We start from the raw sequence: 25,735 nt of genomic DNA on the forward strand, positions 1-25,735 counted from the left end.
CCAGCGCAAGCGCTATTCAAGGCGTGCCTTGTCCTGCAACTCGAATTATTTAGGGTATATAATGCCGCTTACGCTTTTTTCGCTACGGGACCACTATGCGCATCCTTCACACTTCTGACTGGCACCTTGGGCAAAATTTTTACAGCAAAAGCCGCGCCGCTGAGCATCAGGCGTTTCTCGACTGGCTGCTGACCAGCGCCCAGGAGCATGAGGTTGATGCCATTATTGTCGCGGGCGATATTTTTGATACCGGCTCCCCGCCGAGCTACGCGCGTGAGCTGTATAACCGCTTTGTCGTTCAGCTACAGCAGACCGGCTGCCAACTGGTAGTACTGGCGGGAAACCACGATTCGGTGGCGACCCTCAATGAATCGCGGGATATTCTCGCCTTCCTGAAAACCACGGTAGTCGCCAATGCCGGTCACGCTCCTTTTATTCTGCCCTTGCGTGATGGTTCAGCGGGGGCGATTTTTTGCCCTGTTCCGTTCCTGCGCCCGCGCGAGCTGGTCACCAGCCAGGCCGGTCACTCCAGCGGCGAAAAGCAACAGCAGCTTCTCAGCGCCATCAGCGACTACTATCAGCAGCAGTACCAGCAGGCCTGCGAACTGCGTGGCGACCAGCCGCTGCCGATTATCGCCAGCGGTCATTTGACCACCGTCGGCGCCAGCAAAAGCGACGCGGTTCGCGAAATCTATATCGGCACCCTCGATGCCTTTCCGGCAAGCCACTTTCCCCCTGCCGATTACATCGCGCTTGGCCATATTCACCGGGCGCAAGTGGTGGGTGGCTGCGAGCATATTCGCTACAGCGGATCGCCCATCCCGCTGAGCTTTGACGAAACCGGGAAAAACAAAAGCGTCAACCTGGTGACCTTTAGCAATGGTCGTCTGACGGACGTCACGCCGCTCATCGTCCCCATAACCCAGCCGCTGGCAGTATTAAAGGGCGATTTTGCCAGCATCAGCGAGCAGTTGAATCAGTGGCAAGATAATAACCAGCAACCCGCCGTCTGGCTGGATATTGAAATCACCAGCGACGAGTATTTACATGATATTCAACGCAAAATCCAGGCACAGACCGAAACGCTACCGGTAGAAGTGCTGCTGGTACGCCGCAGCCGTGCCCAGCGCGAGCGCATACTGGCGGGAGAACGGCGGGAAACGCTCAGCGAACTGCAGGTCGAGGACGTATTCGCCCGTCGTCTGGCGCTGGAAACCCTGGAAGAGGCGCAGCAGCAGCGTCTGGAACAACTGTTTAATGAAACGCTGCATAGTCTGAACGGTGAGGATCGCCTGTGAAAATCCTGAGCTTACGTCTGAAAAACCTCAACTCGCTCAAAGGCGAGTGGAAAATCGATTTCACCGCCGAGCCGTTCGCCAGCAACGGGCTGTTCGCCATTACCGGGCCGACCGGTGCCGGAAAAACCACCCTGCTCGACGCCATCTGTCTCGCGCTGTATCACGAAACCCCGCGTCTGAGCAGCGTATCGCAGTCGCAGAACGATCTGATGACCCGCGACACCGCCGAATGTCTGGCAGAAGTGGAGTTCGAGGTCAAAGACATCGCCTACCGCGCCTTCTGGAGCCAGAACCGGGCAAGAAACCAGCCGGATGGTAATCTACAGGCCCCGCGCGTCGAGCTGGCGCGCTGCGACGACGGCAAGATCCTCGCCGATAAGGTCAAAGATAAGCTGGAAATGACCGCCACCCTCACCGGGCTGGATTATGGTCGCTTCACCCGCTCAATGCTGCTGTCGCAGGGGCAGTTCGCCGCCTTCCTCAACGCCAAACCCAAAGAGCGCGCCGAGCTGCTGGAAGAGCTAACCGGTACCGAAATTTACGGTCAGATTTCAGCCCAGGTCTTTGAAAAGCATAAGCTTGCCCGCATCGAGCTGGAAAAACTTCAGGCCCAGGCTTCCGGCGTCCTGCTGCTGAGTGACGAGCAGCAGCAGGCGCTCCAGCAAAGTTTGCAAGTACTTACTGATGAAGAAAAACAGCAGGTTAGCGAGCAAACCAGTCTGCAAAACGCCCGTCAATGGCTGATGCGTCGTGAAGAGCTGACGACAGAAAATCTGAAGGCCCAGGCCACGCTGCGCGAGGCGCAGTCTGCGCTCGAACAGGCGCAGCCGCAGCTGACCGCACTGCTCAATGCGCAGCCCGCCGAACACTTGCGCCCGCATTGGACGCGCCAGCAGGAACAAGCCACCGCGCTGGCGCAAACCCGCCACCAGAGAGAAGAAGTAAATACTCGCTTACATGAACGGCTACGGCTGCGGGCAGGCATTCGTCTCGCCGCCCAGCAGCAGTCAGAGCGCCTGCGCGGCCAACAGCACACGCTATCCGCATGGCTAAAAGAGCACGACCGTTATCAGCAGTGGGGAAATGCGCTGGCGGGCTGGCGGGCAGCGTTTCAACAGCAGGCCCGCGATGCACAGCAGCAATCCACCCTGCAACAGCGCCTGATGGAAACGACCCGCAGGCTGGCTGAACTCCCCTCAGCCATGCTAACGCTGGATGCCGAACAAGTGGCCCTCGAGTTGACGCAGCACACAAAGGCCCGGCCTCTGCGTCAGCAGCTTTCTTCTCTCTATAGCCAGCTACAACCGCTCAGCCAACGGTTATTACAGCTAAATGCCGCCGAACAGGCCAGCAAACAGGAACAGGAAAAGCTGGAAGCGACTCTGGCTCAGCGCCGACAGGCCTATAAAGAGAAGAATCAGCAGTTCAGCGATGTGAAAGCCCTGTGTGAAATGGAGGCGCGGATTGCCGGACTTGAGGCCGATCGCGCCCGTCTCCAGCCCGGCTCACCGTGCCCGCTCTGCGGTTCCGAACAGCATCCGGCTATCGCCGAGTATCAGGCGCTGGTTCCCGGCGTTAACCAGGCGCGTCGTGATGCGCTAGAGCGCGAAGTTAAACAACTAGCAGAGGCCGGGGCACAGGTTCGCGGCGAGCTGGATGCACTGCTTAAACAGCAGCAAAAAGAGATCGCTGAGAAAGCATCCCTTCTCCAACAGGAGCAAGCGCTCACATCACAATGGCAGGCGACGATCGCCGGATTAAATATCGACCTGAAGCCGAAGGATGATATTCCCGGCTGGCTGGATGCGCAGCAAGAGCATGAACAGCGGCTATATCAGCACCAACAACGCTTGAACTGGCAGGCCCAGCAGCAGGAGTGCCAGCAGCAGCTGCAACAGCTTCAGCAAGAACAAGAGCAGCGCAACGTCGCACTGGCGGCTGAGCTGAGCGCGTTTGCGCTGAGCTTACCCGCCCCGGACCAGGCCACGAACTGGTTAGCGCTGCGGGAAGAAGAGACCCGCAGCTGGCAAAACAAACAGAACGAAGCCACGGCTATTCAGGAGCAGCTCCAGCAGTTGACGCCGCTACTGGAAGCACTACCGGAAACCGAGCAACAAGCCGAGCCAGCGCCGCTGGAAGGCTGGCGTCAGGTGCATGACGACTGCCTGGCGCTTCAGAGCCAGTGGCAAACGCTGGGGCAGCAGGAAAATCAGCAACAAACTCAGCTAACGGAGACCGAAAAACAGTTCAGCGCCGCGCTGGCCGCCAGCCCGTTCGCCGACCAGCAGGTATTCCTTGCCGCACTGCTGGATGAAGAGACGCGCCTGCGCCTCGAACGGCTGAAGCAGACGCTGGAGAGCACGCTACAGCAGAATCAGGCGCTGGCGCTGCGGGCCCGTGAAACGCTGGATAGCCACAGTCAGCAACCGCCAGCAGAAACGGACATCAGCCAGCCGCTTGAGCAAGTACAGGAAAAACTCCAGCAACTGGCGTCGCGACTGCGCGAGAACAGTGCCCGTCAGGGCGAAATTCGCCAGCAACTGAAGCAGAATAGCGAAAACCAGCAGCGTCAGCAGTCGTTACACCAGCAGATGGAACGCGCGGCTCAGGAAGTGGAGGACTGGGCGTGGCTGAACTCGCTTATCGGCTCCAAAGAGGGCGATAAATTCCGTAAATTCGCCCAGGGGCTGACGCTGGATAATCTGGTGTGGCTGGCCAACCATCAACTCAACCGCCTGCATGGTCGCTATCTGTTGCAACGTAAAGCCAGTGAGGCGCTGGAGCTGGAAGTGGTCGATACCTGGCAGGCGGATGCGGTGCGCGACACACGGACCCTTTCCGGTGGCGAGAGCTTCCTCGTCAGCCTCGCTCTGGCGCTGGCGCTGTCCGACCTGGTGAGCCATAAAACGCGAATCGACTCGCTGTTTCTTGATGAGGGTTTCGGTACGCTGGATAGCGAAACCCTTGATACCGCGCTGGATGCGCTGGATGCACTTAACGCCAGCGGCAAGATTATTGGCGTGATAAGCCACGTCGAGGCAATGAAAGAGCGTATCCCCGTACAAATTAAAGTGAAAAAAATCAACGGGCTGGGTTATAGCCGCCTGGATAAAACCTTCGCCGTCGAGTAGTTCTCCCCCATCAATATCCTCACAAAAGGCCCCTCCCTTCGGGGAGAGGCCGCATTTTGCCGTTCGGCGCATTACATGCAAACATTTCATTCACGATTAATCTTGATGTTACACGAAACTGCATGATAAGTTACCTGTAATCCTCAATTATGACTGTTAATCATGCATTTCGTGCAAATTCGTGCATTAACAGTTTTGACTGACGGAAAGTGCCACAGGAAATGAAACCTTCAATAGCACTCCCTTTCACGCATCAATAAGGTCTTAAACATGAAAAGCTCTCTTATTTTGATCGCCGGCCCGGTACGCAGCGGCACCAATAATCGCCCGGAATTAATCGACGCTAACCTGAACAACATGGCGCAGGTTGCGCTAAGCGTTTACCAAAAAGGTCATATCCCCGTGGTTGGCGAATGGTTGGCTTTACCTGTTGCCAAAGCGGCAGGTTCAAAGGAAATTGGCGATCCGATTAGCGAGGAGTATCTCTATCCCGTCGCGCACCGTTTGATTAGCCGTTGTAACGCTATTTTGCGAATGCCGGGCCAATCCCGGGGGGCAGACCTGGATATTCAGGAAGGGAAAAAACTGGGGCTTACGATTTACTATGCTCTGGAAGAGATCCCAGATCTGTAAGCAACCAACATCCGTTGCGCAGCACCAACCGCGCAATGGGCTCATTATTTACAGCGGCCACAGCCAGGCCGCGCCTCGCACGCCGCTGGAATCACCATGCATCGCCTGGCGAATCGGCGTCTCACACTCGCCGCCGAAGACCCAGAGTTTCAGCAGATTCGGCAACGTTTGATACAATCGCTCGATATTGCTCATCCCCCCGCCCAGCACAATGACATCCGGGTCGAGAATATTCACCACGTGAGCCAACGACTTCGCCAGCCGCATTTCATAGCGGCTCAGCGCCAGTTCAGCCAGCGGATCCTGCTCATCGACGCGCAGCATAATCTCGCGGCCTTTCAGCGGATTACCGCTCAATCGTTGATAATCGGTCGCAAAGCCGGTGCCGGAAATAAAGGTTTCGATACAGCCCTGCTTGCCGCAGTAGCACGGCACTTGCGCGCGATAGCACAGTTCGTCTTCATCCATCCACGGCAGCGGATTGTGTCCCCACTCGCCCGCAGTACCGTTACCACCAATATGGGCACGCCCATTTAGCGCCACGCCGGAACCGCAGCCGGTACCGATAATCACCGCAAATACCGTTTGCGCCCCGGCCGCCGCGCCGTCTACTGCTTCCGATACCGCCAGACAGTTGGCATCATTTGCCAGACGCACTTCGCGATTCAGGCGCTGACTGAGATCTTTATCAAACGGCTGGCCGTTGAGCCAGGTCGAGTTGGCATTTTTGACCACGCCGGTATAGGGTGAAATCGAGCCGGGGATCCCCATACCGACCGTGCCGCGCTGCCCCGTAGCCTGTTCAGCCATCTCCACCAACAAGGCAATCGTCTCTATAGTCTGCCGATAGTCGTCCCTCGGCGTGGGCAAACGGTGGCGAAATAGTTGCTCACCCTGGTCACTCAGCGCGATGACTTCCGTTTTTGTTCCACCTAAATCAATCCCAATGCGCACTGTAAATTCCTCTCCCCGATTAACAATGCAAGCATAGCGACAATTCGCTATCATGCCCGCTGGATTTAACGACAAAGCCGTGGAAATTATCATGCTGTGGTTCAAAAATTTAATGGTTTATCGTCTCAGCCGCGACATTTCCTTGCGTGCCGAGGAGATGGAAAAACAGCTGGCCGAGCTGACATTTACCCCGTGTGGCAGCCAGGATATGGCCAAAACTGGTTGGGTTTCGCCGATGGGATCGCACAGCGATGCGCTGACGCATACGGCAAATGGCCAGATAGTTATCTGCGCACGTAAAGAAGAAAAGATCCTGCCGTCGCCGGTGATCAAACAGGCGCTGGAAGCGAAGATCTTTAAGCTGGAAGCCGAGCAGGGCCGCAAGCTAAAGAAAACCGAGAAAGACTCGCTGAAAGACGAAGTGCTGCACTCTCTGCTGCCGCGCGCTTTCAGCCGTTTCAGCCAGACCATGATGTGGATCGATACCGTCAACGGGTTGATCATGGTGGACTGCGCCAGCGCCAAAAAAGCGGAAGATACGCTGGCGCTGCTGCGTAAAACCCTAGGCTCGCTGCCGGTCGTCCCGCTGGCGCTGGAAAACCCGATCGAGCTGACGCTCACCGAGTGGGTTCGTTCCGGTACCGTGGCTCAGGGCTTCCAGTTGCTGGATGAAGCCGAGCTGAAAGCAATGCTGGAAGATGGTGGCGTGATCCGCGCGAAGAAACAGGATCTGGTCAGCGACGAAATTGCCGTGCACATTGAAGCCGGTAAAGTGGTTACCAAACTGGCGCTCGACTGGCAGCAGCGTATTCAGTTCCTGATGTGCGATGATGGTTCAATTAAACGCCTGAAGTTCTGTGATGAGTTGCGCGATCAGAATGAAGATATTGACCGGGAAGATTTCGCTCAACGCTTTGACGCGGACTTTATTCTGATGACCGGCGAACTGGCCGCGCTAATTCAGAATCTGGTGGAAGGATTAGGCGGCGAAGCGCAGCGTTAACCTCACTCATTCCTTCCTGCCTGAGCAGGAAGGATATTTGTCTTACAGATAGCGGCACAGATAGGAAGTTGGTTCAGCCACCTGCAAATTAAACTCGCTATTCCCCGGAACGTTGAATACTTCACCGGCAGCATACACTTTCCACTCGGTTTCACCCGGCAGAAGCACGTTCAGCGCGCCGCTAACCACGGTCATCTCTTCGGGCTGCCCGGTGCCAAAGGTATATTCCCCTTCCGCCATCACGCCCACGCTTGCACGACCAGTGCTGCTGCTGGTGAAGCCAATAGATTTTACTTTTCCGTCAAAGTATTCATTGCTTTGAAGCATAAACTCGCCCTTATGATCTTGTGTTGAAGGCACAATATAGGGGGCGCTCCTTGCCCCTGTCACGCAAAATTAACGCGTTGCATCAGGTTAGACTAATAGTTCTGCCGCCAGCCTTGATACCAGCACATTTGACAATAGAACCGGAATATCCAGCGCTTTTTGTAACACGTCACGATGCTGCTGGTGGTAGCACAGACAATCCAGCATCAGTACATCAGCCCCTTGCGCTATCAACTCCCTGGCCGCGGCCAGTAAATCATCTTTGCTACCGCTAACCGGATTGGAGATGGCATACAGTGGTGTATTTTCTAACACCCGCCATTTCTCCTGCTGTAGCGGCAAAATCTCTTCAACCGGAACAATCACCCCAACCTGGTGACCGTCAACAATGGATGCCACCAGCGGCGGGATGATCCTTTGCGGTTCGAGCAGGATCGCATTATTCGCCGCAAAGCCGCGAAAAGGATGGGTACTCATCAGTAAAATAAGATCGTAATTTTGTTTGTCGAGCATCGCGATAGCACTATGCAAATCCCGCTCTACCTTTTGCCGAGAAACCTGCGCAATTTGATTATCGCTCAGCAAGGTCAGTAACGTCTCTTCGCCGGATTCCACGGCATACTCCTGCATAACCTTTTCACGCGCCATTTTGCCAAGCAGGCTAATGTGGGTGATTTGATCTTCCCTGATATGCTCGGTTAAAAGCGGCAACATCTCCGCCACCGGTACTACCCCAATGGTCAAAATAGCCATCGATGCACTACTCATATCATGTACCTTTCTAGTACCGCTGTTTAAAAACAGGCTTCTATTAACAACATCTGCCCCATGGTGACTAAAAATCAACCGTCGAGAAGCGTAGCAGGTTAGCGCCGCTATAGAATGTAAAGATTCCAGAAGCGTTAAAAACGCTCCTGAAAATCCATAATTTAGGTAATCATTAGTACTGCTAATAGATTAAAAATGTGATAGATGCCCGGTAACGGGCCTTTTCAGAGCGAGTCCCGGACATTAATAGGGGAATTATGATTTGTCAGGATCTTCGTAGCGCTGTTTTGCATCTCGCGCTTCTTGTTCTGAGGGATGCTCGCTGATAAGCGAGTTGGGCGTGGGATGATCAGCGCGTAGTTCATACCATGTCACCGATTGACCTTCCGGCCCTTTTTCAACAGCAACGATACGCGCTTCTCTTGGATATGGAGGTTTGGTCGGCATAACGCTTCCTTTTTCTACTTTAAGAATTTTAAAGTATAGGCGCAGCCGATCCGTTTACCGTAAGCAAAATCTTAACTGCTGTAGGTCGCCCCGCAAACCGTCGCCATAATCTGCTCAACCACTTCATCCGGCGATACGGTCGCATCAATAATATGATGCGCGGCAGCACGATACAGCGCTTCTCTCTGCGCCAACACCTCACCCACTTCATCGCGGATGGGTTTCCCGGTCAGCGTCGGACGCTGCTCAGCTTTCGGATAGGCTTCCAGGCGGTCAATCAGTGCAGAAACCGAGGCTTCCAGATAAATCACGACGCCGTTCTCACGCATAAACTGACGGTTGTATTCACTAAGAATAATGCCGCCACCGGTGGCGATAATCGTCGCCGGCTTCGCGACTCTTTCCAGAGCCTGAGTTTCCAGTGCGCGAAAACGCTCCCAGCCTTCCTGCTGGACGATAGCCGCGACCGTGCGCTGCTCATGTTCCTGCAGCTCATGGTCCGTGTCAGCAAACTGGAAACTGCGAACTTGCGCCAGCGCGTGACCGATGGTTGTTTTACCGCAGCCGCGAGGCCCGACAAGAAAAATTAGCTGTGCCATTACCGAAGACCCCTTGGTTCCGCGTTTTGCGGATATAAAGAAAGCGAAAAGAGAAACAATGGTACCGCAAACTTACTCAATGACATCCGTAAAATAAACGTTACACACCATCTACAAACCCTTTCACCTTAGTATTTGAAAGGACTTTACATGTAAACTTATCATTGCATTTGGTGTTATGCCAGCTTTACTTTCCCGCAAAAGTTATTTTTTGTTCGCAGTCTGGCGTAAACAGTAACACATTTCTGCATAGCTTTACGCGGCAACATATTTACAACATGGTTCGTTCAGAGAGACTCTGACGCTCATTAATTAGTATGACTGAGGAATGTATTATGCAATCTGAAGAGCAACGCCTTATTGATGGACTGTTTTCCCGGCTGAAAGAGGCCGAGACCCGCAGCGCATCCCGCGATGCCAGCGCTGAAGAGCGGATTGCCCAGCACGTCAGCGAGCAGCCTTCCGCCCCCTACTATATGGCGCAAACTATCCTGATTCAGGAAGCGGCGATCAAACAGCTCAATGACCGCATTCAGGCGCTGGAAAGTCAGGTGACGCAGCTTCAGGCGGCGAAACCAAGCAGCGGCGGATTTCTCTCTGGACTGTTTGGTGGCGGCCAGTCTCGCGGCTCTGACCCGATTCCTGGCTCAGAGCAATACGGCCGACCGCAGGCTAACGCGCAGCCGCAGTACGCCCAGCAGGCGCAAAACTATGTTCCACAGGCGACGGCACGCAGCGGCGGGGGATTTATGGCAGGCGCGCTGCAAACGGCGGCAGGCGTTGCTGGCGGTGTTGTGCTCGGGAATATGCTGACGAATATGTTCAGCGGTTCGCACCCACAGGAGATCGTCAATATTATTGAAGACAAACCGCAGGCAGACCTTAGCCAGGCACAGGACACCAGCACGGCAGACGATACCTTCCGCCAGGATGATGGACAGTTCCTTGCCGATAACAGTGCTTATAATTCCGATTTCGACGCCGGTTTTGGCGACGATAGCGATTTCGGCAGCGACGACGATAGCTGGGTTTAATTCTGCTGTCGTTTGACCTCTAACAGCCATTTCTCCAGCGCGGCGGCAAACTGTTGTCGGTCGCGCTGGGATAAACTATCCGGGCCGCCGGTCTGTACGCCGCTGGCCCGCATCGTTTCCATAAAATCACGCATCGTCAGACGCTCGCGAATAGTTGCCTCGCTGTAACGCTCACCGCGCGGATTCAGCGCCGCGCCGCCCTTTTCCAGAACTTCAGCTGCCAGCGGGATATCCGCCGTAATAACCAGGTCTCCCGGCTCGCATAAGCGCACTATTTCGTTATCCGCTACGTCAAAACCCTGGGCCACGCGCAGGGTGCGGATGAAACGCGACGGTGGAACGCGCAGCGGCTGATTAGCTACCAGCGTCGTTGAGATTTGCGCGCGCTCGGCGGCACGGAACAAAATATCTTTAATCACATTCGGACACGCGTCCGCATCAACCCAAATAGCCATTGCGGCTCCTGTCGACGAAAAAGAGAAACCGTATTGTTACCTGCTTTTGCCTTTCGTGAAAGCGACAAGTTAACTACTCTCCGCCGTAAACGGCGAAGTCCCCGGAGGGCTATTTGATGATAAGCTAGAGAGCTAACGACAAAACAAAGGGGATTGGTGATGGAGAAGAAAATCGGCTTTATCGGTTGCGGCAATATGGGCAAGGCCATCCTGGGCGGCCTGATCGCCAGCGGACAGGTTCAGCCGGGGCAAATCTGGGTCTACACCCCGTCGCCGGACAAAGTCGCGGCCCTGCACGACCAGTACGGCATTAATGCAGCACAAAGCGCACAGGAAGTCGCCCAGGTGGCGGATATCGTTTTCGGCGCCGTAAAACCGGGAGTGATGGTCAAAGTGCTCAGCGACGTGGCCTCCAGCCTGAATAAAGACTCGCTGGTCGTTTCCATTGCCGCAGGCGTAACGCTCGACCAGCTGGCACGCGCGCTGGGCCATGACCGCAAAATAGTTCGCGCCATGCCCAATACGCCGTCTCTGGTCAATGCAGGCATGACCTCGGTCACTCCAAACGCGCTGGTCAGCCCCGAAGAAACAGCCGAAATCCTGACTATCTTCCGCTGTTTTGGCCAGGCAGAGCTGATCGCCGAGCAGATGATTCACCCGGTAGTTGGCGTCAGCGGCTCCGCCCCGGCCTACGTCTTTATGTTTATCGAAGCGATGGCCGATGCCGCGGTGCTCGGTGGAATGCCGCGTGCTCAGGCTTACAAATTTGCGGCACAGGCAGTGATGGGCTCCGCAAAAATGGTGCTCGAAAGCGGGGAGCACCCAGGTACGCTGAAGGATATGGTTTGCTCGCCTGGCGGCACCACAATTGAAGCCGTGCGCGTGCTGGAAGAGAAAGGTTTTCGCTCCGCCGTTATCGAAGCGATGGTCAAATGCATGGAAAAATCAGAGAAGCTGAGCCGCTCCTGATTTAAATGCCGAATAGCGGGTGAGGTTACCCCTCACCCGTTTGTTTCTTACACCTGTTTTTTCAGGCAGGCGCTCATAAATTTGCTGCGATCGTCCCCTTTCAGAGACTGCTGGGTCGCCTGAGCGTTGCACTCACGCATTTTTTGCTGCTGAGGCGTTAGCCCCTTGCCGTCTTGCGTGGTGGCATCTTTCTTCAGGCAGTTACTCATAAATGTCTTACGCTCATCCCCTTTCAACGACTTCGATGACGCCTCTTTATTACAGACGCTCATCTTCTGCTGCTGTGGGGTCAACTCTTTTTCCGCGGCACTCACCGCCGTCATAAATACCAGGCCAAAAAGTAGGGTCACAAGTAATGTTATTTTCATCGCACCATCCTTCTATGAGTGGATCTCTGTAAGTCTGGTCGCTGATGGAGAAAAAACCAGCCGGTAACGGAAATTCGCTACCGGCTGCGGGCTATTTCAGATTTAGTGCGGCTTTCATGGTGTAGAACAGATCAGTCTGATCGGTTAAACCGACCACGTTAGCGGCGTGCGGGCCATAGGCGGCGATACGCAGCTGGGTGCCAGTATGCTCCATCGATTCTTCTTCAGAGTTGCCATAGCTCATCACCATCACCGCACCATCTTTGGTGTTCAGCGCCTGCGTCAGGCCCGGAGCTTTGGTGTCTGCCGGAATAATCTGGCTGGAGTGTGCATGGTCGGCGGTAACGATGACCAGGGTATTGCCATCTTTTTTGGCGAATTCCAGCGCCTTCTGCACCGCTTCGTCCAGATCGACCGTTTCACCAATCTGACCGCACGGATTCGCCGCGTGGTCCTGTTTATCGATAGATGCGCCTTCCACCTGCAGGAAAAAGCCTTTTTCATTGCTGCTCAGCAGATCGATAGCTTTTTCCGTCATCTGCGCCAGCGTCGGCACCGAGGCATCACGTTTCGGGTTCGGAGTACAGGTCACCGCGGCTTTGTCGATATTGCCATGATAAGAGGCTTTCGGCCCCTCCCAGCGTACCGGCATATTGCCCTGAGAGAAGAGCCCCAACAGCGGCTTGTCCTGGTTCGCCTGGTTGATGGCGTTCAAAGAGCTGGCATCGGTGACAATCTGGTAGCCACGAGCGATTGCCTGATCGTGCAGCGTTTTACCCTGCCACTCGCCTGCCGTGGCGCTCTCAGCGAAGGTTTTCGCCCCGCCGCCCAGCGTCACGTCGGCGCGGGCATTCAGCAGTTGTTCGGTAATGGAACCTTTACCGCCCTTTTCCAGCGCGTTGCTGGCGCATTTTTCGCTGGTCACGCTTGGGCCATAGCATTTACGCGAAGTGACGTGCGCCACCAGCGCAGCCGGGGTCGCATCCTGTAGCTCCGCCGTTGAGACGTTACCGGTCGCTAAACCTGCTACTTTTGCCAACTCAAGGATGGTCTGATGATCTTTTTCATGGATATCGACGCCCAGCGCACCGTTGTAACTTTTCACACCCGTGGTCCAGGCCGTCGCGGAAGCGGCGGAGTCGGTAACATAATCCGGCTTGCCGGTTTTCTTATCCAGAGAATAATGGGTGTACTGGCCGGTCAGCGGCAGCGCGTCAATACCTTTAAAGAAACCGCCCGCCCCTTCAGCATAATTTCGCGCGGCGGTAATTTCAGAATCACCCATCCCGTCGCCAATCAGCAAAATAATATTTTTAGCCGGCTTGTTGATTAACGAAGCACGCAGCGCTTCGGTCTGATCACCGCTTAAACGACGCGCTCCGCCCGGCGTCGTGATATCGCCCTGAGCGGCACGATTTTCCAGAACCGGTGCGGGTATCGTTTCAGCATGAATAATCGGGGAGCCCAGCAGAGGTATCAGGGCAATAAACAGGGCGCTTAATTTCACTTTTATCGTCTCCATGTAAAAAATACTTTAAAAAACAAAACGAGGGAGACTTTATAAAAGCGATGTGACAGTAAAATGACAGCATCCATATCTTGTCACAGAGGCTAACTACGAGGATGCCGTAACAGCTTCTTTATATATTGCTGTAATAGCTGGGTGTCACGGTCATCGACCAGCGGACCAGGGCTTGCCTGCTCAATGGCCTGCTCAATATCGTTGATTAATGCCTGCTGGGCATCCTGCGCCATATGGCGCAACAGCGCGGTGACGACCACTTCCAGCGCCTCAACCTGGGCCGTTAACTCCTTTGCTTCCTCTTCCTTCTGCGCCAGTTTCACCAGTAGCTCAGCAATGAGATTCTTCACAATGCGTTATCCTTAATGTGAGGTCCGTAGGCTGCTATTTATGTCACACATCAGCCATCGGACACCAGTATTATTTTTAAAAATAACACCTCTTTCCATCTCATATTAAGCGAAACGTTTTGCTCATTGCTTATTCAGACCATGGAATATACTCAATAGCAACTAATAAGCCTCATAACCAAATTCATCAACATAAGAATAAAATGGAATATTGCTATTCCATCGATAACTATAACGTATCACCATAATATATCTGGTAGGCCAGATTAACGCTGTCCGGCGCGTCTTTACCTGCCAATCGGGCGATCAGTATTTCGCTTGCTGTTTTACCGATGTCATAACGTGGGGTAATGACGCTGGCTATTTTCTGTAAACGTGCGCGACCAATTTCTAGTCCATGAAAACCGGCTATGGCTATCTCTTTTGGTACCGCTTTGCCCTGTGACTGACATTCCAGTAATACCCCCACCGCCAGATCGTCATTGGTACAAAAAATGGCGTCGATATCCGGGCGCGACTGCTGCGTTTGCAGGAACATCTGCCGGCCAAGGGCGACCGAGGAGATGGTGCGCGGAGCCATGTGATACGCCTTCAGGCCATGAACCTCCAGCGCCAGCTCGGTGCCGCGAAAACGACTGAGGTCGCGAGGGTCGTCCATTGAACCAAAAAAGGCAATTGACCGTTTGCCGCTTTCGAGAAAGGCGTTAGTCATATCCCACGCCGCCTTTTCGTTATCGAACCCCACCTGAATATCAAGCTGCTGGCCGCTGAAGTCCATCAGTTCCGCAACTGGAATACCGCTGGCGCGTACATACTGAATCATGCGATCGCTATGCTGCTTGCCGGTCAGGATCAGGCCATCAATATTATAGGAGAGCAAATTGAGCACTTCGCGCTCTTCGCGCTGCGGGTCATATTCGTAGTTGGCGATCAGGGTCTGGTACTGGTGCGCGGAGGTTACCGATTCAATACCGGCCAACACATCGGCGAAAATCTGATTGCGAAAAGAGGGGATCAGCACGCCTATCGTTTTGCTGCGCGCATTGAGCAGAATTTCCGGTGCCCGATTAGGGATATAGTTGTTCTCTTCCATGACCTTTGAAATCAGCTCACGGCTGCGCTGGGAAACCTGGCTGGGGTCGCGTAAATAACGGCTCACCGTCATCTTATTCAGCCCTGCCAGGTTGGCGATATCCTGTAATGTCATCCGGTTGTTTTTCATCGGGTTCTCTGCAACAAACGACTTATGTACTCGCAGAGAACCTTACCACAGCAGCTACGGTTTATGTTAACCCGCGACCTTTTTTGCCGTGACCGATGACGAGGAAGGTTCGTTATTGGCACGCACGTTGTACATCAGCACCACCGAAGCCAACAGCGCGATCGCCATAAAGGTGTAAGAAACACCTGGCCCGCCCGTAATCCCATTCAAATAACCGACCAGCCACGCGCCGAGGAAAGCACCGAGCGCGCCGAAGCTGTTAATCAAGCCCATCGACACGCCGGAGACGTTACGCGGCAGCAGTTCCGGGATCAGCGCGAAGAAAGGACCGTAAGGCGCATACATACAGGCAGCAGCGATCACCAGCAGCGCATAGGAGAACCAGAACGCCTGGTCACCCACCATCCAGGAACCAAAGAAGGCGATAGCGGCAATCAGCAACAACGGCCAAATAAACAGCTTACGATTCTGGAACTTATCTGACAACCAGGAGACCGTCAGCATCAGACAGATCGCCGCCAGATACGGCACCGCCGCCAGCCAACCTACCGCCACAATATCCATCTGCGCGGCGTTTTTCAGAATCGACGGCATCCACATCATGAAACCGTATACGCCAATGCTCCACAACGCATGCACGGCGCACAGCATAATCACATTGCGCGAACGCAGCGCTTCACCATAGTTACGTACCGGCTTGATATTGCTCTGTTCGCTATCCATCGCCTTCTGCAGGGTCTCTTTTTCCTGCTCATTCAGCCAGGAGACCTCAGAGGGTTTATCGCGGACCAAGATCCACCAGCATATTGCCCACAACACCGCAGGAATACCTTCGATGATGAACATTTCACGCCAGCCCCAGGACTGAATCAGGTAGCCGGATACGATAGACATCCACAGCACGGTCACCGGGTTTCCGAGGATCAAGAAGGTATTGGCGCGCGAACGCTCGGTTTTGGTAAACCAGTTGCTGATGTAAATCAGCATCGCGGGCATCACCGCCGCCTCGACCACGCCAAGAGTAAAGCGAATCGCCATCAGCATCGGAATATTACTGACAAACCCGGTCGCAGCCGCGCAGAAGCCCCATAAAATAAGGCTAAAGAAAATCATTTTGCGCACGCTGCGTTTTACCGCATATATCGCACCGGGTACCTGGAAAAAGAAATAGCCGAGAAAAAAGAGTGCGCCAATCAGCGACGCGGTGCCTTTAGTAATGCCTAAATCACTTTCAATTCCCGCCGCAGCGGCAAAGCCATAATTCGCGCGGTCAAGGTACGCCAGACTATAGGTAATAAAAATAATCGGCATTAAATACCACCAGCGACGCGCTGGTAATTTCGCGAGCATTTGCATAAGCAATCCTCAGATAATGAATATCATCCACGAGTTTAATTATCTTTTCAGGCTCATGCTGTAAGTCTGCGCCTGAAAGTGACAAAACCTTATATACCCTAAATAATTCGAGTTGCAGGAAGGCGGCGACGCAGGGAGTCCCCAGGAGCTTACTCCAGTAAGTGACTGGGGTGAGCGAGGAAAGCCAACGCACTTGCAACTTGAAGTATGACGGGTATTTAAACGGCAGCAAGCATCCCGCCATCCACAAACAACAAATGGCCGTTAACGAAGTTTGCTGCTGGCGAAGCCAGATACACCGCCGCGCCAATCAACTCTTCCGGTTTTCCCCAGCGCGCCGCCGGAGTACGCTGATACAGCCACGCGGAAAACGCCTCGTCATTCACCAGCGCGGTCGTCATCTCGGTGGCAAAATATCCCGGCGCTATGCCATTAACCTGGATATTATATTCCGCTAATTCAACGCACATTCCGCGGGTCAGCATTTTAACCGCCCCTTTTGATGCCGCATATGGGGTAATTGTTTTGCGCCCCAGTTCACTCTGCATCGAACAAATATTAATTATTTTTCCCGCGCGACGGTTCATCATATATTTAGCGACCTGCTGCGAAACGAGAAAAACGCCCTTCTGGTTAACCTCAATAACCTTATCCCACTCTTCCTCTGGAAACTCGGTAAAGGGGAAACGACGCTGGATCCCGGCGTTATTAATTAAAATATCAATTGCACCGAATTCCTCTTCGATACGGGCAATTGCCTGCTCAACCTCCGCCGCCTGAGTCACGTCAAACGCATAACCTACTGCGCGGTAGCCCTGAGCCACCAACGCCTGCGCCGCCTGGTCTGCCCGTTCCTGAGTACGGTCGTTAATGATTATCTCTGCGCCATACTCTGCAAGGCCACCGGCCAGTAGATTGCCAATCCCCTGAGCAGAACCGGTAATGAGCGCACGTTTCCCTGATAAATCGAATAAATTTCTCATAAAACCTCTTTTCCCATAACTGTTACGCGTAACTGTATACGCGTAACAGTTACAAATAGAAGGGGGTAAGAGGTGAAAATGATCGTTTTGTGATCGGTGATGCATTTACAGATGAGGAAGATCAAAAACCGGCATTGATGGAGTGACGTCAATACCGGTCGAAGAGAAAGAAAGGGGTCAGGCGGCGGTACGGCGACTACGACGCAGCATGATAGCCAGCTGCCAGATATTGATCAGCACAATAATCGCCGTAGCGATAAATACCCAACGGAAACCTGCCATCGCCGATACCGATGCGCCAATCAGCGGACCGACAACGTTACCAAGATACATAAACGACTGGTTATAACCAAAAATACGCCCAGTGACGCTATCGCTACAGTACTTCAGCAACAGAGTTTGTACCGCTGGCAGCATCGCGCCATCGGCAAAACCGAGCAGAAAGCGCAGCACGCCAAGCTGGAATGGGGTCGTGACGAATGACATGGCAAAGAACATGACGACTGCGCAGCACAGCGTTGCCAGCAGGATCCGCGAGGTGCCAATCCGGTCGCCAAGTTTGCCCAACTTCGGGGCGGAAATAAGCGCGGAGACGCCCGGTACGGCGGCGATCATCCCGGCAAGGAAGGCGATGTTATTGCTGTCCGGTGCCATCGACTTGATAAACAGGGCAAGAATCGGGCCGATTGAGCCATTGCACAGCTGAATCACCAGGGTAGTGAAGAACAAGCTAATCACCAGCCCCGGATAGGGCAGCGAGGCAAACACCGCTTTACCGCTGAGCCTCTGTGCTTTGCTCACCGGCGGACGAGCACCCTCTTTAATCAGGAACAACGTGACCAGGAAGCTCACCGTCAGCAGCGCGGCGGTGATGATAAATACCGCCCGCAGACCTACGTGGTCAGCAAGAAACCCACCGAGCAGCGGCCCACCGATAACCCCGCTGATTTGCGCCGTCGAAAGCGTACTCAGCGCCCAACCGCTGCGCTCGCGCGGTACCTGAGAAGCGACCAGCGCCATGGCGTTGGGAATATAACCAGAAGTCAGCCCCATCACCGCGCGCAGGATAAACAGCTGCCAGACGTTAGTGGCAAACGCCTGTAATAAAATAGCGATGGCCATACCGAGCGAGGCGCGCAGCAGCATCAGCTTGCGCCCTTTGCGGTCAGCAAGGCTCCCCCACATTGGCGAAACAATCGCCGACACCAGGAAAGTTACGCTGAAGGTCAAACCAGACCACATGGATAAGGCTTCGTGCGAGGTGACGCCAAGCTGGGACACGTACAGCGGTAAAAAGGGGAGAATTTGGCTGATAGCCAGTCCGGTAAAAAAACAGCCAAACCAGACGGAGATGAGATTAACCTTCCAGGATTCCATAACTACGCGTATTCATTAATTTTTTGGAAATTATTAACTAGCTTAGCAATTTCCCTCCTGCGAGGTAGTACCAGAGGTGCGCTGGCGCTGAGTTTGGTGTTTTATCTCACGTGAAAATGCTATAGCAAACAATAAAACAGTGAACCGCCTGACCGTCAGCAAGTTATTCTGGTAACCGGTTCTGAACACAACGACGGCATTTTCTGTTCAACCCGTAAACGCAGCCATTCGAACAGCTTTTAACCCCCAACTTTGCGGGTGAAAGATTCTGGCAGCCACACTGTCATTTCACATGCTATGTTATGCGCTTTGATGTAATCAGGATGGAAGTTGAAATGGCTAAGATGAGGGTTGGGATCGTTTTTGGCGGTAAATCGGCAGAGCATGAAGTGTCGTTACAGTCAGCGAAAAATATCGTGGAAGCGATTGATAAAACGCGCTTCGACGTGGTTCTGTTAGGGATTGATAAGCAGGGAATTTGGCATATCAACGATGCCAGCAACTATCTGCTCAATCCGCAAGATCCTGCCCACATTGCCCTGCGTCCATCCGATATTACGCTGGCACAAATCCCGGGCCGTGATGCCCAGCAGCTGATTAACGCCGATAGCGGTCAGCCGCTGGCGGCCATCGATGTGATCTTCCCGATTGTCCACGGTACCCTCGGGGAAGATGGCTCCCTGCAAGGCATGCTGCGGATGGCGAATTTGCCTTTCGTCGGGTCCGACGTCCTCGGCTCCGCTGCCTGCATGGATAAAGACGTCACCAAACGCTTGTTGCGCGATGCCGGGCTGTCGATAGCGCCTTTTGTCACGCTGACTCGCGCCAACCGCAATCAGGTGAGCTTTGCCGATGTACAGGCGAAACTGGGCCTGCCGCTGTTCGTCAAACCGGCGAACCAGGGCTCCTCAGTAGGCGTCAGCAAAGTGAACAGCGAAGAGCAGTATCAACAGGCTGTCGCGCTGGCCTTTGAATTTGACCATAAAGTCGTGGTGGAACAGGGAATTAAAGGGCGCGAAATAGAGTGCGCGGTACTGGGCAACGATCACCCGCAGGCCAGCACCTGCGGCGAAATCGTCCTCAATAGCGAATTCTACGCCTACGACACCAAGTACATTGACGATCAGGGTGCGAAGGTGGTGGTTCCGGCGGCTATCGACAGCGACGTGAACGATAAAATTCGCGAGATCGCGGTTCGTGCTTACCAGACGCTGGGATGTAGCGGCATGGCGCGTGTTGATGTTTTCCTGACCGCCGATAACGACGTGGTGATTAACGAAATCAACACTCTGCCGGGCTTCACCAATATCAGTATGTATCCGAAACTGTGGCAGGCCAGCGGTCTGGACTACACCAGCCTGATTAGCCGCTTGATTGAGCTGGCGCTGGAACGTCATGCCGCCGATCGCGCGCTGAAAACCTCGATGAATTAATCGCGGTTAGCTACGGATTCACTGCCATCTGCGGGCCGGTAGCCCGGACAGATGCGCGGCATCGCCTCCGGGAAATCACATCCAACGCTGCTTCTGATTATCCCCCCGGGGGCGGCGCAAAGCGCCTGCCCGGGCTACAGATTCACCGCCATCTGCGGGCCGGTAGCCCGGACAGGTGCGCAGCACCGCCTCCGGGAAATCACATCCAACGCTGCTTCTGATTATCTCCCCGGGGGGGGCGCAAAGCGCCTGCCCGGGCTACAGATTCACCGCCATCTGCGGGCCGGTAGCCCGGACAGATGCGCAGCATCGCCTCCGGGAAATCACATCTAACGCTGCTCACGCTTCCTCGACCGGGCGGCGACGGATAATAAACCCGGCAATCCAGAAGCTAATCACCCACGTCACCAGCCCAACGGCGTATGAACGCCAGCCCTCGGTTTCAAAACCCAGCAGCCCAACCACGCCATTCATAATAAAAATTAACCCCAGCGCAACCGCGTAATAGTGCCAGTCGCGGCGAATTTTTTCAGTGAGCTTCATGACGACTCCGACAACAAAAAAAGCATCTTCGCATAGCCGCCATCGCCGGTCTGTAGCCGAGTTGAGAATTGTCGCACATTGCGATATCGGTCTAAATTTCACAAATTCGTAGCAAACTCGCAAACCGGTGAAATCAGGAACATTCCTGGACGGAAATTACCAGCAATCTGATACTGAAATCCGATCCTCATTGCCAGAATAGCCTTCATGTAAGTACGGAGGTAGATATGGCAGAGTTCACCTTTGCAAAGACCACCAACGGTAGCAAAAAGAGGAGGTCTATCACCAGCAGCAACATCGCTTACGCCCTGTTTGTGCTGTTTTGCTTCTGGGCTGGCGCGCAGATGCTGAGCATGCTGATACACACTCCCGGCGTTTTTGAGCATTTAATTCAAATGCAGGACAGCAGCCGCCCCAGGGTCGAAATAGGCCTGGTGGTCGGAACCCTGTTTGGCCTGGTCCCTTTTCTATTGGGCTGTATATTGATTGGAATATTGGGGATAGCTTCTCGCTGGCGCAGTCAGCACTAGCGGCGCGCCATACAGCTGGCCCGTCGATCATCAACCCGTTTGGCAAACCAGGCGGTAGTCAGATTACGGGTGATTTTCGGACTCTCAAGCTGGATCCCTGGCAATACTTCTCGCGGCAGCGCTTTACCAGCTTTCTTATCGGCAATACGAAACACCTTCTTGTAGAGATCGCTCTCCTCAAACGCCAGCGTATCGCCCTTCTTCAGTTGACGATGGATATCGTCATCGCTCATCGCCAACTGGGAGGATAAACGGCGAACCGCAAGCTCGGTGGTTCCGGCTTCGTCGCTATCGTAGCGAATCAAATCGCCATCCAGCGCCAGCTTCACGCCCGTCGCCTTAGCCACAGCATTCTGGAAAGCGGCGTTACGACTGGCGTACCATCCGGCGTTAAAATCGGCAAAACGATACAGCGGCACACTATAGTTTGCTGGATAGTTCAGCAGATGATAGGTGCCAAACCACAGGCCGCCGCGCAGGCTGAACACTTCCTGACGCACGGTGCCGTCCATTTTCCATGGATAGCCGTCGGTATGCTGCTGGGCGAAGGCAATACTGACCTGCATCGGACCGCCGGTATGCACCGGATTCAGCGAGCCAAACAGCTTTTGCCCCATTGGCACCATGCCGATAAAATCATCGAAAATCGCGCTCAGCTGCTTTTCTGTTTTCACGTTATCCAGGCGTTCACTATAGCTTTTGCCGTTAGGCGAATTAATTTTCAACGCAGTGTGGACCAGGAAAACCGGGATGTGCATTTTCTCCGCCCGACGGTCTATCTCCTGCCAGGCAATTTTGCTCAGCCCAGGCACCGCAGGATCCGCCTGATAGTTAGACTCCTGCTGCGCCACCGCCAGCACCGAACAGACGTTCTCCTCAGTCGGCGCCAGCCTCTGGCTTTCAAAGGTTTTTGCAATAGCCTGTGCCCAGGCTTCACGGTCTTTGACGCTGGCGGGCATTTTCTGCCGCACTACCGCCGCAACATCAATCGGTTTTTCACCCTCTTTCAGCACCGGTTCCGGTTTGCTGGAACAGGCGCTAAGGACAATCCCGGCCAGCAGCGTCAGGGAGAGCGAAACAAAACGGGATGATGCTACAGCCATATTTCTTCCTTGCGATCGTTAACTTAGCGTTTGGGTAACTTCCAACAGCTCTTTGCCATCCAGTTCGCGCTCAAAGCTGCGCAAACGTTTGTAGATGGACATCAGCTCCACCAGAGTCGTCCAGGAGCTAATCAGGTACTGGAATGAACCGCGAACCTGGCTGAAGACGTTGGTTATCTGCGTCATCAGGCCCAGCGTAATCGTACCGGCAACAATCGACGGAAACAGCAGGAACAAACCGAAAACGTTATCCACTTGCAGATAAAGAATACGAGCGATATTGAAATACATATAGTGGAAATAGAGACGGAAATAGTTGCGGCGTACGGCGCTGAACAGCTCACGAACGGTCGGCGGCGTCGCGCGGTTGGCATCATCCTCGCCATAGACCAGTTCTTTACGGTAGGCCGCTTCAACGCGCTGGTTTTTAAACTCCAGCCCCGGCAGCTTAATCCCCACCACCGCCAGCAAGCCGGTGCCCATTAACGACCACACAATCGCAGCAATCACCAGGCCGTACGGCAGATGACCGACAATCGGCAGATCCGGTACGTGCGCGGAGAGCGTCACCAGCACCGGCAGGAAGGCGATAAGCGTCATCACCGCGTTAAGGAAGCTGACCCCCATGCTTTCCAGCGTTGAAGCAAAGCGCATAGTGTCTTCCTGCACACGCTGCGCGGCGCCTTCGATATGACGCAAATGCTGCCAGTGCGCCATATAGTGCTCGTTCATGGCGGTACGCCAGCGGAAGACGTAGTGGCTGACGAAGAAATTGTTCATCACGCCGATCAGCACCGCGATAATGGCGATGCCGAGGAAAACGCCAATTTCCTGATAAAACTGGTTAATACTGACTTTATGCGGCGTCGCCAGCGCGGTCTGAATCAGATCGTAAAACGGCGCGTACCAGGCGTTAATTGCGACCCCCACTTCCACCAGAAACCAGGTGACGAAAATAATCAGCGAGGTACCGAGAATCGACCAGTACTGCCAGCGGTGCGGGCTGTAAATAAACCAGAACACGGCGAACACGCCGACGCATAAAGCGTAGAAGGCGTAGAACACCAGATAATTAAGCGACCAGAAGCGCGCCGCGCTAATCGCAACATCTTGCGATGCGCCAGTGATTCGCAGCAGCCAGTCGCCGCCGCCCGCCTGCCAAAAGATCACTGCCAGCAGCGACCAGATAAAGGCAGAAATAAAAAACGGCCCCGGTTTGGGGAAAAAAGATTTAAACATCATGCTCTCCTGCTAACTTCTTATCGTTTTATTATGCTGTGTACCACGAAAACGCCCGCCGCAAAGGTGTCGCAGCGGAGCAAAGTGGGCGGGTTATGAGACCGAATGTCAGCGGCTTAGTTCGCCTGCCATTCGCGAAGAATTGTTTCTGTGAGTTTCACATGTAAAGGATTGCCAGGTACCGTCAAGGTACGCCACACCTCGTTGTAGTGGGCAATCAGCGTGGTGGCCTGCGCCGCCGGGCGGTTGGCGGTGGTGTGAGCATCTTCGGCGACGGTAATGGCATAGCCGCGGCTGGCACCGTTTTTGATGGTGGTATCGACGCAATAATCTGTGGCGCAGCCGCAAATCACAAACTGCTTGATATCATGCTCGTGCAGCACCTCTTCCAGCCGGGTGTGGTAAAAGGCATCGCAAGCGGTCTTGGTGACGTACAGCGCGCCAGCGGGTTGCTCTAGTTCAGGTAGCAAATCAAAGCCTTCGCTTCCCTCTTCCAGTCCGCCCTCTTCACTGTGCTGAATGAAGATAACGGTATCCGCCGCCCGCACCAGGCGGTTTATCTGCGCGACGCAGCGTTCGCGCTCAATACGCGGCGTTGCGAAAACGCCGTTTTGCATATCCACTACCATTACCACCCGTTGAGCCGCCATTATCACTCTCGCCACCAATCATTAGCCAAACGGTAATCATACGCGCCCGCAGGTGAAAGCGGCTATCCGAAAGCATAAAAAAGGATTTTTTACGCCACGTTACGTTTTTCCGCACAGATTCGTGTTATTCCCGCTTTGCTCGGCGTCGCTTCGTAGTATAAATACGCTCTATATTTTTCTTCACAATGATGGATGCCCCCGTTGAAACGTAGTCTGCTCATTTTTGCTGCGCTGTGCGCGGCGTCGTGGACATCGGTCCAGGCCGCACAACCGAGCGTCGACCCGGAATTCGCCTCTGATGTTGTCGACCGTTACGCTAATCATATCTTCTACGGCAGCGGCGCGACCGGTATGGCGATGGTGGTCATTGACGGTAATCAGCGCGTGTTTCGCAGCTTCGGCGTGACGCGTCCCGGCAGTAATGAGCATCCGCAGCTCGATTCGGTGATTCGTATCGCGTCGCTGAGTAAGCTGATGACCAGCGAGATGCTGGTGAAGCTGCTCGACCAGGGAGTGGTGAAGCTCAACGATCCGCTGAGCAAATACGCCCCGCCGGGCGCTCGAGTTCCCACTTATCAAGGGAAGCCTATCACGCTGGTGAATCTGGCGACGCACACCAGCGCTCTGCCGCGTGAACAGCCCGGCGGCGCGGCGCATCGTCCGGTATTCGTCTGGCCGACGCGTCAGCAGCGCTGGAACTGGATCACAACTGCCTCGCTGAAAGTCGCTCCTGGTTCGCAGGCCGCCTACTCAAACCTGGCTTTTGACTTACTGGCCGATGCGCTATCTACCGCCTCTGGCAAGCCTTATCCGCAACTGTTTGAAGAGCAAATCACCCGTCCGCTGGGGATGAAAGACACCACCTTTACCCCCTCGCCGGACCAGTGTCAGCGGCTGATGATCCCTGAGAAAGGGGCCAGCCCGTGCAACAACACCCTGGCCGCTATCGGCAGCGGCGGCGTCTACTCTACGCCTGGCGACATGATGCGCTGGATGCAGCAGTTCCTCTCTTCTGACTTCCACACTCGTGGTCAGCAGGCGGATCGTATGCAAACACTGATCTATCAGCGCAGCCAGTTAACGAAGGTGATCGGCATGGACGTGCCGGGGAAAGCCGATGCGCTGGGTCTCGGCTGGGTTTATATGAAGCCGAAAAACGGCCAGCCGGGGATTATCCAGAAGACTGGTGGCGGCGGCGGTTTTATCACCTATATGGCGATGAATCCGCAGGCTAATGTTGGCGCGTTTGTGGTGGTCACCCGCTCGCCGCTGACGCGCTTTAACAATATGAGCGACGGCATCAACGATCTGGTCAGCGAATTAAGCGGCGTCCGCCCCACCATTGAGACGGCCAGCCAATAACCTTTAGGGGGTGTTTTGCCTGCAATTCATCAGGATCGTTTTGGCAAAACATCCCGTCGCCAATTCAGGTAGACTATCT

Annotated in this window: 26 protein-coding genes; 9 read left to right on the forward strand and 17 right to left on the reverse strand. The window is 54.3% G+C overall.

What is annotated here, in order from left to right; translation table 11 throughout:
* Nucleotides 1–95: 95 nt before the first annotated feature.
* From sbcD to DA718_RS22435, 3 genes are all read left to right on the forward strand, one after another.
* On the forward strand, nucleotides 96–1,298 hold the full coding sequence (gene sbcD / locus DA718_RS22425) for an exonuclease subunit SbcD (RefSeq protein WP_112214101.1): 1,203 nt from the start codon (nucleotides 96–98) through the stop codon (nucleotides 1,296–1,298).
* Nucleotides 1,295–4,429, forward strand: coding sequence for an exonuclease subunit SbcC (gene sbcC, locus DA718_RS22430; protein ID WP_112214100.1), 3,135 nt, complete (start codon nucleotides 1,295–1,297; stop codon nucleotides 4,427–4,429). The genes sbcD and sbcC overlap by 4 nt, the downstream gene beginning before the upstream one ends.
* Nucleotides 4,430–4,699: 270 nt before the next feature.
* The gene (locus tag DA718_RS22435) at nucleotides 4,700–5,062 is read left to right on the forward strand and encodes an NUDIX hydrolase (protein WP_112214099.1); all 363 of its coding nucleotides are present in this window, start codon (nucleotides 4,700–4,702) and stop codon (nucleotides 5,060–5,062) included.
* A 48-nt stretch (nucleotides 5,063–5,110) separates the two neighbouring features.
* Here DA718_RS22435 and mak read toward each other — a convergent pair whose 3' ends face one another.
* Nucleotides 5,111–6,016, reverse strand: a complete 906-nt coding sequence (gene mak, locus DA718_RS22440; protein WP_167492817.1) for a fructokinase — start codon at nucleotides 6,014–6,016, stop codon at nucleotides 5,111–5,113.
* 91 nt (nucleotides 6,017–6,107) lie between these two features.
* Between mak and rdgC the strand changes: the two genes are divergently transcribed.
* Entirely contained in the window at nucleotides 6,108–7,019 is a 912-nt protein-coding gene (gene rdgC, locus DA718_RS22445) for a recombination-associated protein RdgC (RefSeq protein ID WP_110273804.1), read from the forward strand.
* A 42-nt stretch (nucleotides 7,020–7,061) separates the two neighbouring features.
* Here rdgC and ppnP read toward each other — a convergent pair whose 3' ends face one another.
* The 4 genes from ppnP to aroL form a co-directional block, all read right to left on the reverse strand.
* The gene (ppnP, locus tag DA718_RS22450; protein WP_112214097.1) at nucleotides 7,062–7,346 is read right to left on the reverse strand and encodes a pyrimidine/purine nucleoside phosphorylase; all 285 of its coding nucleotides are present in this window, start codon (nucleotides 7,344–7,346) and stop codon (nucleotides 7,062–7,064) included.
* Nucleotides 7,347–7,433: 87 nt separating this feature from the next.
* Nucleotides 7,434–8,114 (reverse strand): AroM family protein, encoded by a 681-nt coding sequence (locus tag DA718_RS22455; RefSeq protein WP_167492818.1) that lies wholly within the window; start codon nucleotides 8,112–8,114, stop codon nucleotides 7,434–7,436.
* 255 nt (nucleotides 8,115–8,369) lie between these two features.
* Nucleotides 8,370–8,561: a YaiA family protein gene (locus DA718_RS22460; RefSeq protein WP_112214096.1), complete on the reverse strand. Its 192-nt coding sequence runs from the start codon at nucleotides 8,559–8,561 to the stop codon at nucleotides 8,370–8,372.
* Nucleotides 8,562–8,632: 71 nt separating this feature from the next.
* Nucleotides 8,633–9,160, reverse strand: coding sequence for a shikimate kinase AroL (gene aroL / locus DA718_RS22465; RefSeq protein ID WP_112214095.1), 528 nt, complete (start codon nucleotides 9,158–9,160; stop codon nucleotides 8,633–8,635).
* A 335-nt stretch (nucleotides 9,161–9,495) separates the two neighbouring features.
* Between aroL and DA718_RS22470 the strand changes: the two genes are divergently transcribed.
* A complete protein-coding gene (locus DA718_RS22470; RefSeq protein ID WP_112214094.1) occupies nucleotides 9,496–10,194 on the forward strand; it encodes a DUF2076 domain-containing protein in 699 nt (232 codons plus the stop codon).
* On the opposite strand, the gene DA718_RS22475 is transcribed toward DA718_RS22470, so the two are convergent.
* The gene (locus DA718_RS22475) at nucleotides 10,191–10,649 is read right to left on the reverse strand and encodes a YaiI/YqxD family protein (protein ID WP_112214093.1); all 459 of its coding nucleotides are present in this window, start codon (nucleotides 10,647–10,649) and stop codon (nucleotides 10,191–10,193) included. The two genes, DA718_RS22470 and DA718_RS22475, sit on opposite strands and share 4 nt — an antisense overlap.
* 159 nt (nucleotides 10,650–10,808) lie before the next feature.
* On the opposite strand from DA718_RS22475, the gene proC reads away from it, so the two are divergent.
* Complete coding sequence (gene proC, locus DA718_RS22480) at nucleotides 10,809–11,618, forward strand: pyrroline-5-carboxylate reductase (RefSeq protein WP_112214092.1); 810 nt, start codon at nucleotides 10,809–10,811, stop codon at nucleotides 11,616–11,618.
* Between the two features lie 47 nt (nucleotides 11,619–11,665).
* Here the strand turns inward: proC and psiF are convergent, their stop codons facing one another.
* From psiF to DA718_RS22515, 7 genes are all read right to left on the reverse strand, one after another.
* Nucleotides 11,666–11,986: a phosphate starvation-inducible protein PsiF gene (gene psiF / locus DA718_RS22485; protein WP_110273810.1), complete on the reverse strand. Its 321-nt coding sequence runs from the start codon at nucleotides 11,984–11,986 to the stop codon at nucleotides 11,666–11,668.
* A 91-nt stretch (nucleotides 11,987–12,077) separates the two neighbouring features.
* On the reverse strand, nucleotides 12,078–13,508 hold the full coding sequence (phoA, locus tag DA718_RS22490) for an alkaline phosphatase (RefSeq protein ID WP_167492819.1): 1,431 nt from the start codon (nucleotides 13,506–13,508) through the stop codon (nucleotides 12,078–12,080).
* A gap of 89 nt (nucleotides 13,509–13,597) precedes the next feature.
* A complete protein-coding gene (gene iraP, locus DA718_RS22495) occupies nucleotides 13,598–13,858 on the reverse strand; it encodes an anti-adapter protein IraP (protein ID WP_110273811.1) in 261 nt (86 codons plus the stop codon).
* Between the two features lie 229 nt (nucleotides 13,859–14,087).
* Nucleotides 14,088–15,080 carry a DNA-binding transcriptional regulator IdnR gene (gene idnR / locus DA718_RS22500; protein ID WP_112214090.1) on the reverse strand — a complete coding sequence of 331 codons (993 nt, stop codon included), beginning with the start codon at nucleotides 15,078–15,080 and terminating at the stop codon, nucleotides 14,088–14,090.
* A 66-nt stretch (nucleotides 15,081–15,146) separates the two neighbouring features.
* The gene (locus tag DA718_RS22505; RefSeq protein ID WP_112214089.1) at nucleotides 15,147–16,436 is read right to left on the reverse strand and encodes an MFS transporter; all 1,290 of its coding nucleotides are present in this window, start codon (nucleotides 16,434–16,436) and stop codon (nucleotides 15,147–15,149) included.
* A gap of 218 nt (nucleotides 16,437–16,654) precedes the next feature.
* On the reverse strand, nucleotides 16,655–17,419 hold the full coding sequence (idnO, locus tag DA718_RS22510; RefSeq protein WP_112214087.1) for a gluconate 5-dehydrogenase: 765 nt from the start codon (nucleotides 17,417–17,419) through the stop codon (nucleotides 16,655–16,657).
* A gap of 177 nt (nucleotides 17,420–17,596) precedes the next feature.
* Nucleotides 17,597–18,796: a multidrug efflux MFS transporter gene (locus DA718_RS22515; protein ID WP_112214086.1), complete on the reverse strand. Its 1,200-nt coding sequence runs from the start codon at nucleotides 18,794–18,796 to the stop codon at nucleotides 17,597–17,599.
* Between the two features lie 335 nt (nucleotides 18,797–19,131).
* Here DA718_RS22515 and ddlA point away from each other — a divergent pair, with 335 nt between their 5' ends.
* Entirely contained in the window at nucleotides 19,132–20,229 is a 1,098-nt protein-coding gene (gene ddlA, locus DA718_RS22520; protein WP_112214085.1) for a D-alanine--D-alanine ligase, read from the forward strand.
* A gap of 339 nt (nucleotides 20,230–20,568) precedes the next feature.
* On the opposite strand, the gene DA718_RS22525 is transcribed toward ddlA, so the two are convergent.
* The gene (locus DA718_RS22525; protein WP_110273818.1) at nucleotides 20,569–20,772 is read right to left on the reverse strand and encodes a DUF2754 family protein; all 204 of its coding nucleotides are present in this window, start codon (nucleotides 20,770–20,772) and stop codon (nucleotides 20,569–20,571) included.
* 227 nt (nucleotides 20,773–20,999) lie between these two features.
* Between DA718_RS22525 and DA718_RS22530 the strand changes: the two genes are divergently transcribed.
* Complete coding sequence (locus DA718_RS22530; protein ID WP_112214084.1) at nucleotides 21,000–21,302, forward strand: DUF2755 family protein; 303 nt, start codon at nucleotides 21,000–21,002, stop codon at nucleotides 21,300–21,302.
* Here DA718_RS22530 and DA718_RS22535 read toward each other — a convergent pair.
* The 3 genes from DA718_RS22535 to DA718_RS22545 all read right to left on the reverse strand — a co-directional run bounded on the left by DA718_RS22535 (nucleotide 21,299) and on the right by DA718_RS22545 (nucleotide 24,273).
* Nucleotides 21,299–22,405 (reverse strand): DUF1615 domain-containing protein, encoded by a 1,107-nt coding sequence (locus tag DA718_RS22535; protein WP_112214083.1) that lies wholly within the window; start codon nucleotides 22,403–22,405, stop codon nucleotides 21,299–21,301. The genes DA718_RS22530 and DA718_RS22535 overlap by 4 nt on opposite strands.
* A gap of 18 nt (nucleotides 22,406–22,423) precedes the next feature.
* Nucleotides 22,424–23,644, reverse strand: coding sequence for a peptide antibiotic transporter SbmA (gene sbmA / locus DA718_RS22540; protein ID WP_112214082.1), 1,221 nt, complete (start codon nucleotides 23,642–23,644; stop codon nucleotides 22,424–22,426).
* A gap of 116 nt (nucleotides 23,645–23,760) precedes the next feature.
* Nucleotides 23,761–24,273 (reverse strand): cysteine hydrolase family protein, encoded by a 513-nt coding sequence (locus tag DA718_RS22545; protein WP_167492891.1) that lies wholly within the window; start codon nucleotides 24,271–24,273, stop codon nucleotides 23,761–23,763.
* A gap of 222 nt (nucleotides 24,274–24,495) precedes the next feature.
* On the opposite strand from DA718_RS22545, the gene ampH reads away from it, so the two are divergent.
* Complete coding sequence (gene ampH / locus DA718_RS22550) at nucleotides 24,496–25,656, forward strand: D-alanyl-D-alanine-carboxypeptidase/endopeptidase AmpH (RefSeq protein ID WP_112214080.1); 1,161 nt, start codon at nucleotides 24,496–24,498, stop codon at nucleotides 25,654–25,656.
* Nucleotides 25,657–25,735: the final 79 nt, after the last annotated feature.

The sequence above is a fragment of the Klebsiella huaxiensis genome (assembly GCF_003261575.2).
Taxonomy (GTDB): Bacteria; Pseudomonadota; Gammaproteobacteria; order Enterobacterales; family Enterobacteriaceae; genus Klebsiella; species Klebsiella huaxiensis.

What these genes read in the sequence shown, in the direction of transcription:
- DA718_RS22475 (WP_112214093.1), bottom strand. Translation starts at nt 10,649, where the DNA reads ATGGCTATTTGGGTTGATGCGGACGCGTGTCCGAATGTGATTAAAGAT.
- DA718_RS22470 (WP_112214094.1), top strand. Translation starts at nt 9,496, where the DNA reads ATGCAATCTGAAGAGCAACGCCTTATTGATGGACTGTTTTCCCGGCTG.
- DA718_RS22530 (WP_112214084.1), top strand. Translation starts at nt 21,000, where the DNA reads ATGGCAGAGTTCACCTTTGCAAAGACCACCAACGGTAGCAAAAAGAGG.
- idnO (WP_112214087.1), bottom strand. Translation starts at nt 17,419, where the DNA reads ATGAGAAATTTATTCGATTTATCAGGGAAACGTGCGCTCATTACCGGT.
- DA718_RS22535 (WP_112214083.1), bottom strand. Translation starts at nt 22,405, where the DNA reads ATGGCTGTAGCATCATCCCGTTTTGTTTCGCTCTCCCTGACGCTGCTG.
- DA718_RS22455 (WP_167492818.1), bottom strand. Translation starts at nt 8,114, where the DNA reads ATGAGTAGTGCATCGATGGCTATTTTGACCATTGGGGTAGTACCGGTG.
- proC (WP_112214092.1), top strand. Translation starts at nt 10,809, where the DNA reads ATGGAGAAGAAAATCGGCTTTATCGGTTGCGGCAATATGGGCAAGGCC.
- sbmA (WP_112214082.1), bottom strand. Translation starts at nt 23,644, where the DNA reads ATGTTTAAATCTTTTTTCCCCAAACCGGGGCCGTTTTTTATTTCTGCC.
- DA718_RS22525 (WP_110273818.1), bottom strand. Translation starts at nt 20,772, where the DNA reads ATGAAGCTCACTGAAAAAATTCGCCGCGACTGGCACTATTACGCGGTT.
- ddlA (WP_112214085.1), top strand. Translation starts at nt 19,132, where the DNA reads ATGGCTAAGATGAGGGTTGGGATCGTTTTTGGCGGTAAATCGGCAGAG.
- idnR (WP_112214090.1), bottom strand. Translation starts at nt 15,080, where the DNA reads ATGAAAAACAACCGGATGACATTACAGGATATCGCCAACCTGGCAGGG.
- DA718_RS22460 (WP_112214096.1), bottom strand. Translation starts at nt 8,561, where the DNA reads ATGCCGACCAAACCTCCATATCCAAGAGAAGCGCGTATCGTTGCTGTT.
- sbcD (WP_112214101.1), top strand. Translation starts at nt 96, where the DNA reads ATGCGCATCCTTCACACTTCTGACTGGCACCTTGGGCAAAATTTTTAC.
- ppnP (WP_112214097.1), bottom strand. Translation starts at nt 7,346, where the DNA reads ATGCTTCAAAGCAATGAATACTTTGACGGAAAAGTAAAATCTATTGGC.
- DA718_RS22545 (WP_167492891.1), bottom strand. Translation starts at nt 24,273, where the DNA reads ATGGTAGTGGATATGCAAAACGGCGTTTTCGCAACGCCGCGTATTGAG.
- DA718_RS22515 (WP_112214086.1), bottom strand. Translation starts at nt 18,796, where the DNA reads ATGGAATCCTGGAAGGTTAATCTCATCTCCGTCTGGTTTGGCTGTTTT.
- DA718_RS22505 (WP_112214089.1), bottom strand. Translation starts at nt 16,436, where the DNA reads ATGCAAATGCTCGCGAAATTACCAGCGCGTCGCTGGTGGTATTTAATG.
- psiF (WP_110273810.1), bottom strand. Translation starts at nt 11,986, where the DNA reads ATGAAAATAACATTACTTGTGACCCTACTTTTTGGCCTGGTATTTATG.
- rdgC (WP_110273804.1), top strand. Translation starts at nt 6,108, where the DNA reads ATGCTGTGGTTCAAAAATTTAATGGTTTATCGTCTCAGCCGCGACATT.
- DA718_RS22435 (WP_112214099.1), top strand. Translation starts at nt 4,700, where the DNA reads ATGAAAAGCTCTCTTATTTTGATCGCCGGCCCGGTACGCAGCGGCACC.
- aroL (WP_112214095.1), bottom strand. Translation starts at nt 9,160, where the DNA reads ATGGCACAGCTAATTTTTCTTGTCGGGCCTCGCGGCTGCGGTAAAACA.
- phoA (WP_167492819.1), bottom strand. Translation starts at nt 13,508, where the DNA reads ATGGAGACGATAAAAGTGAAATTAAGCGCCCTGTTTATTGCCCTGATA.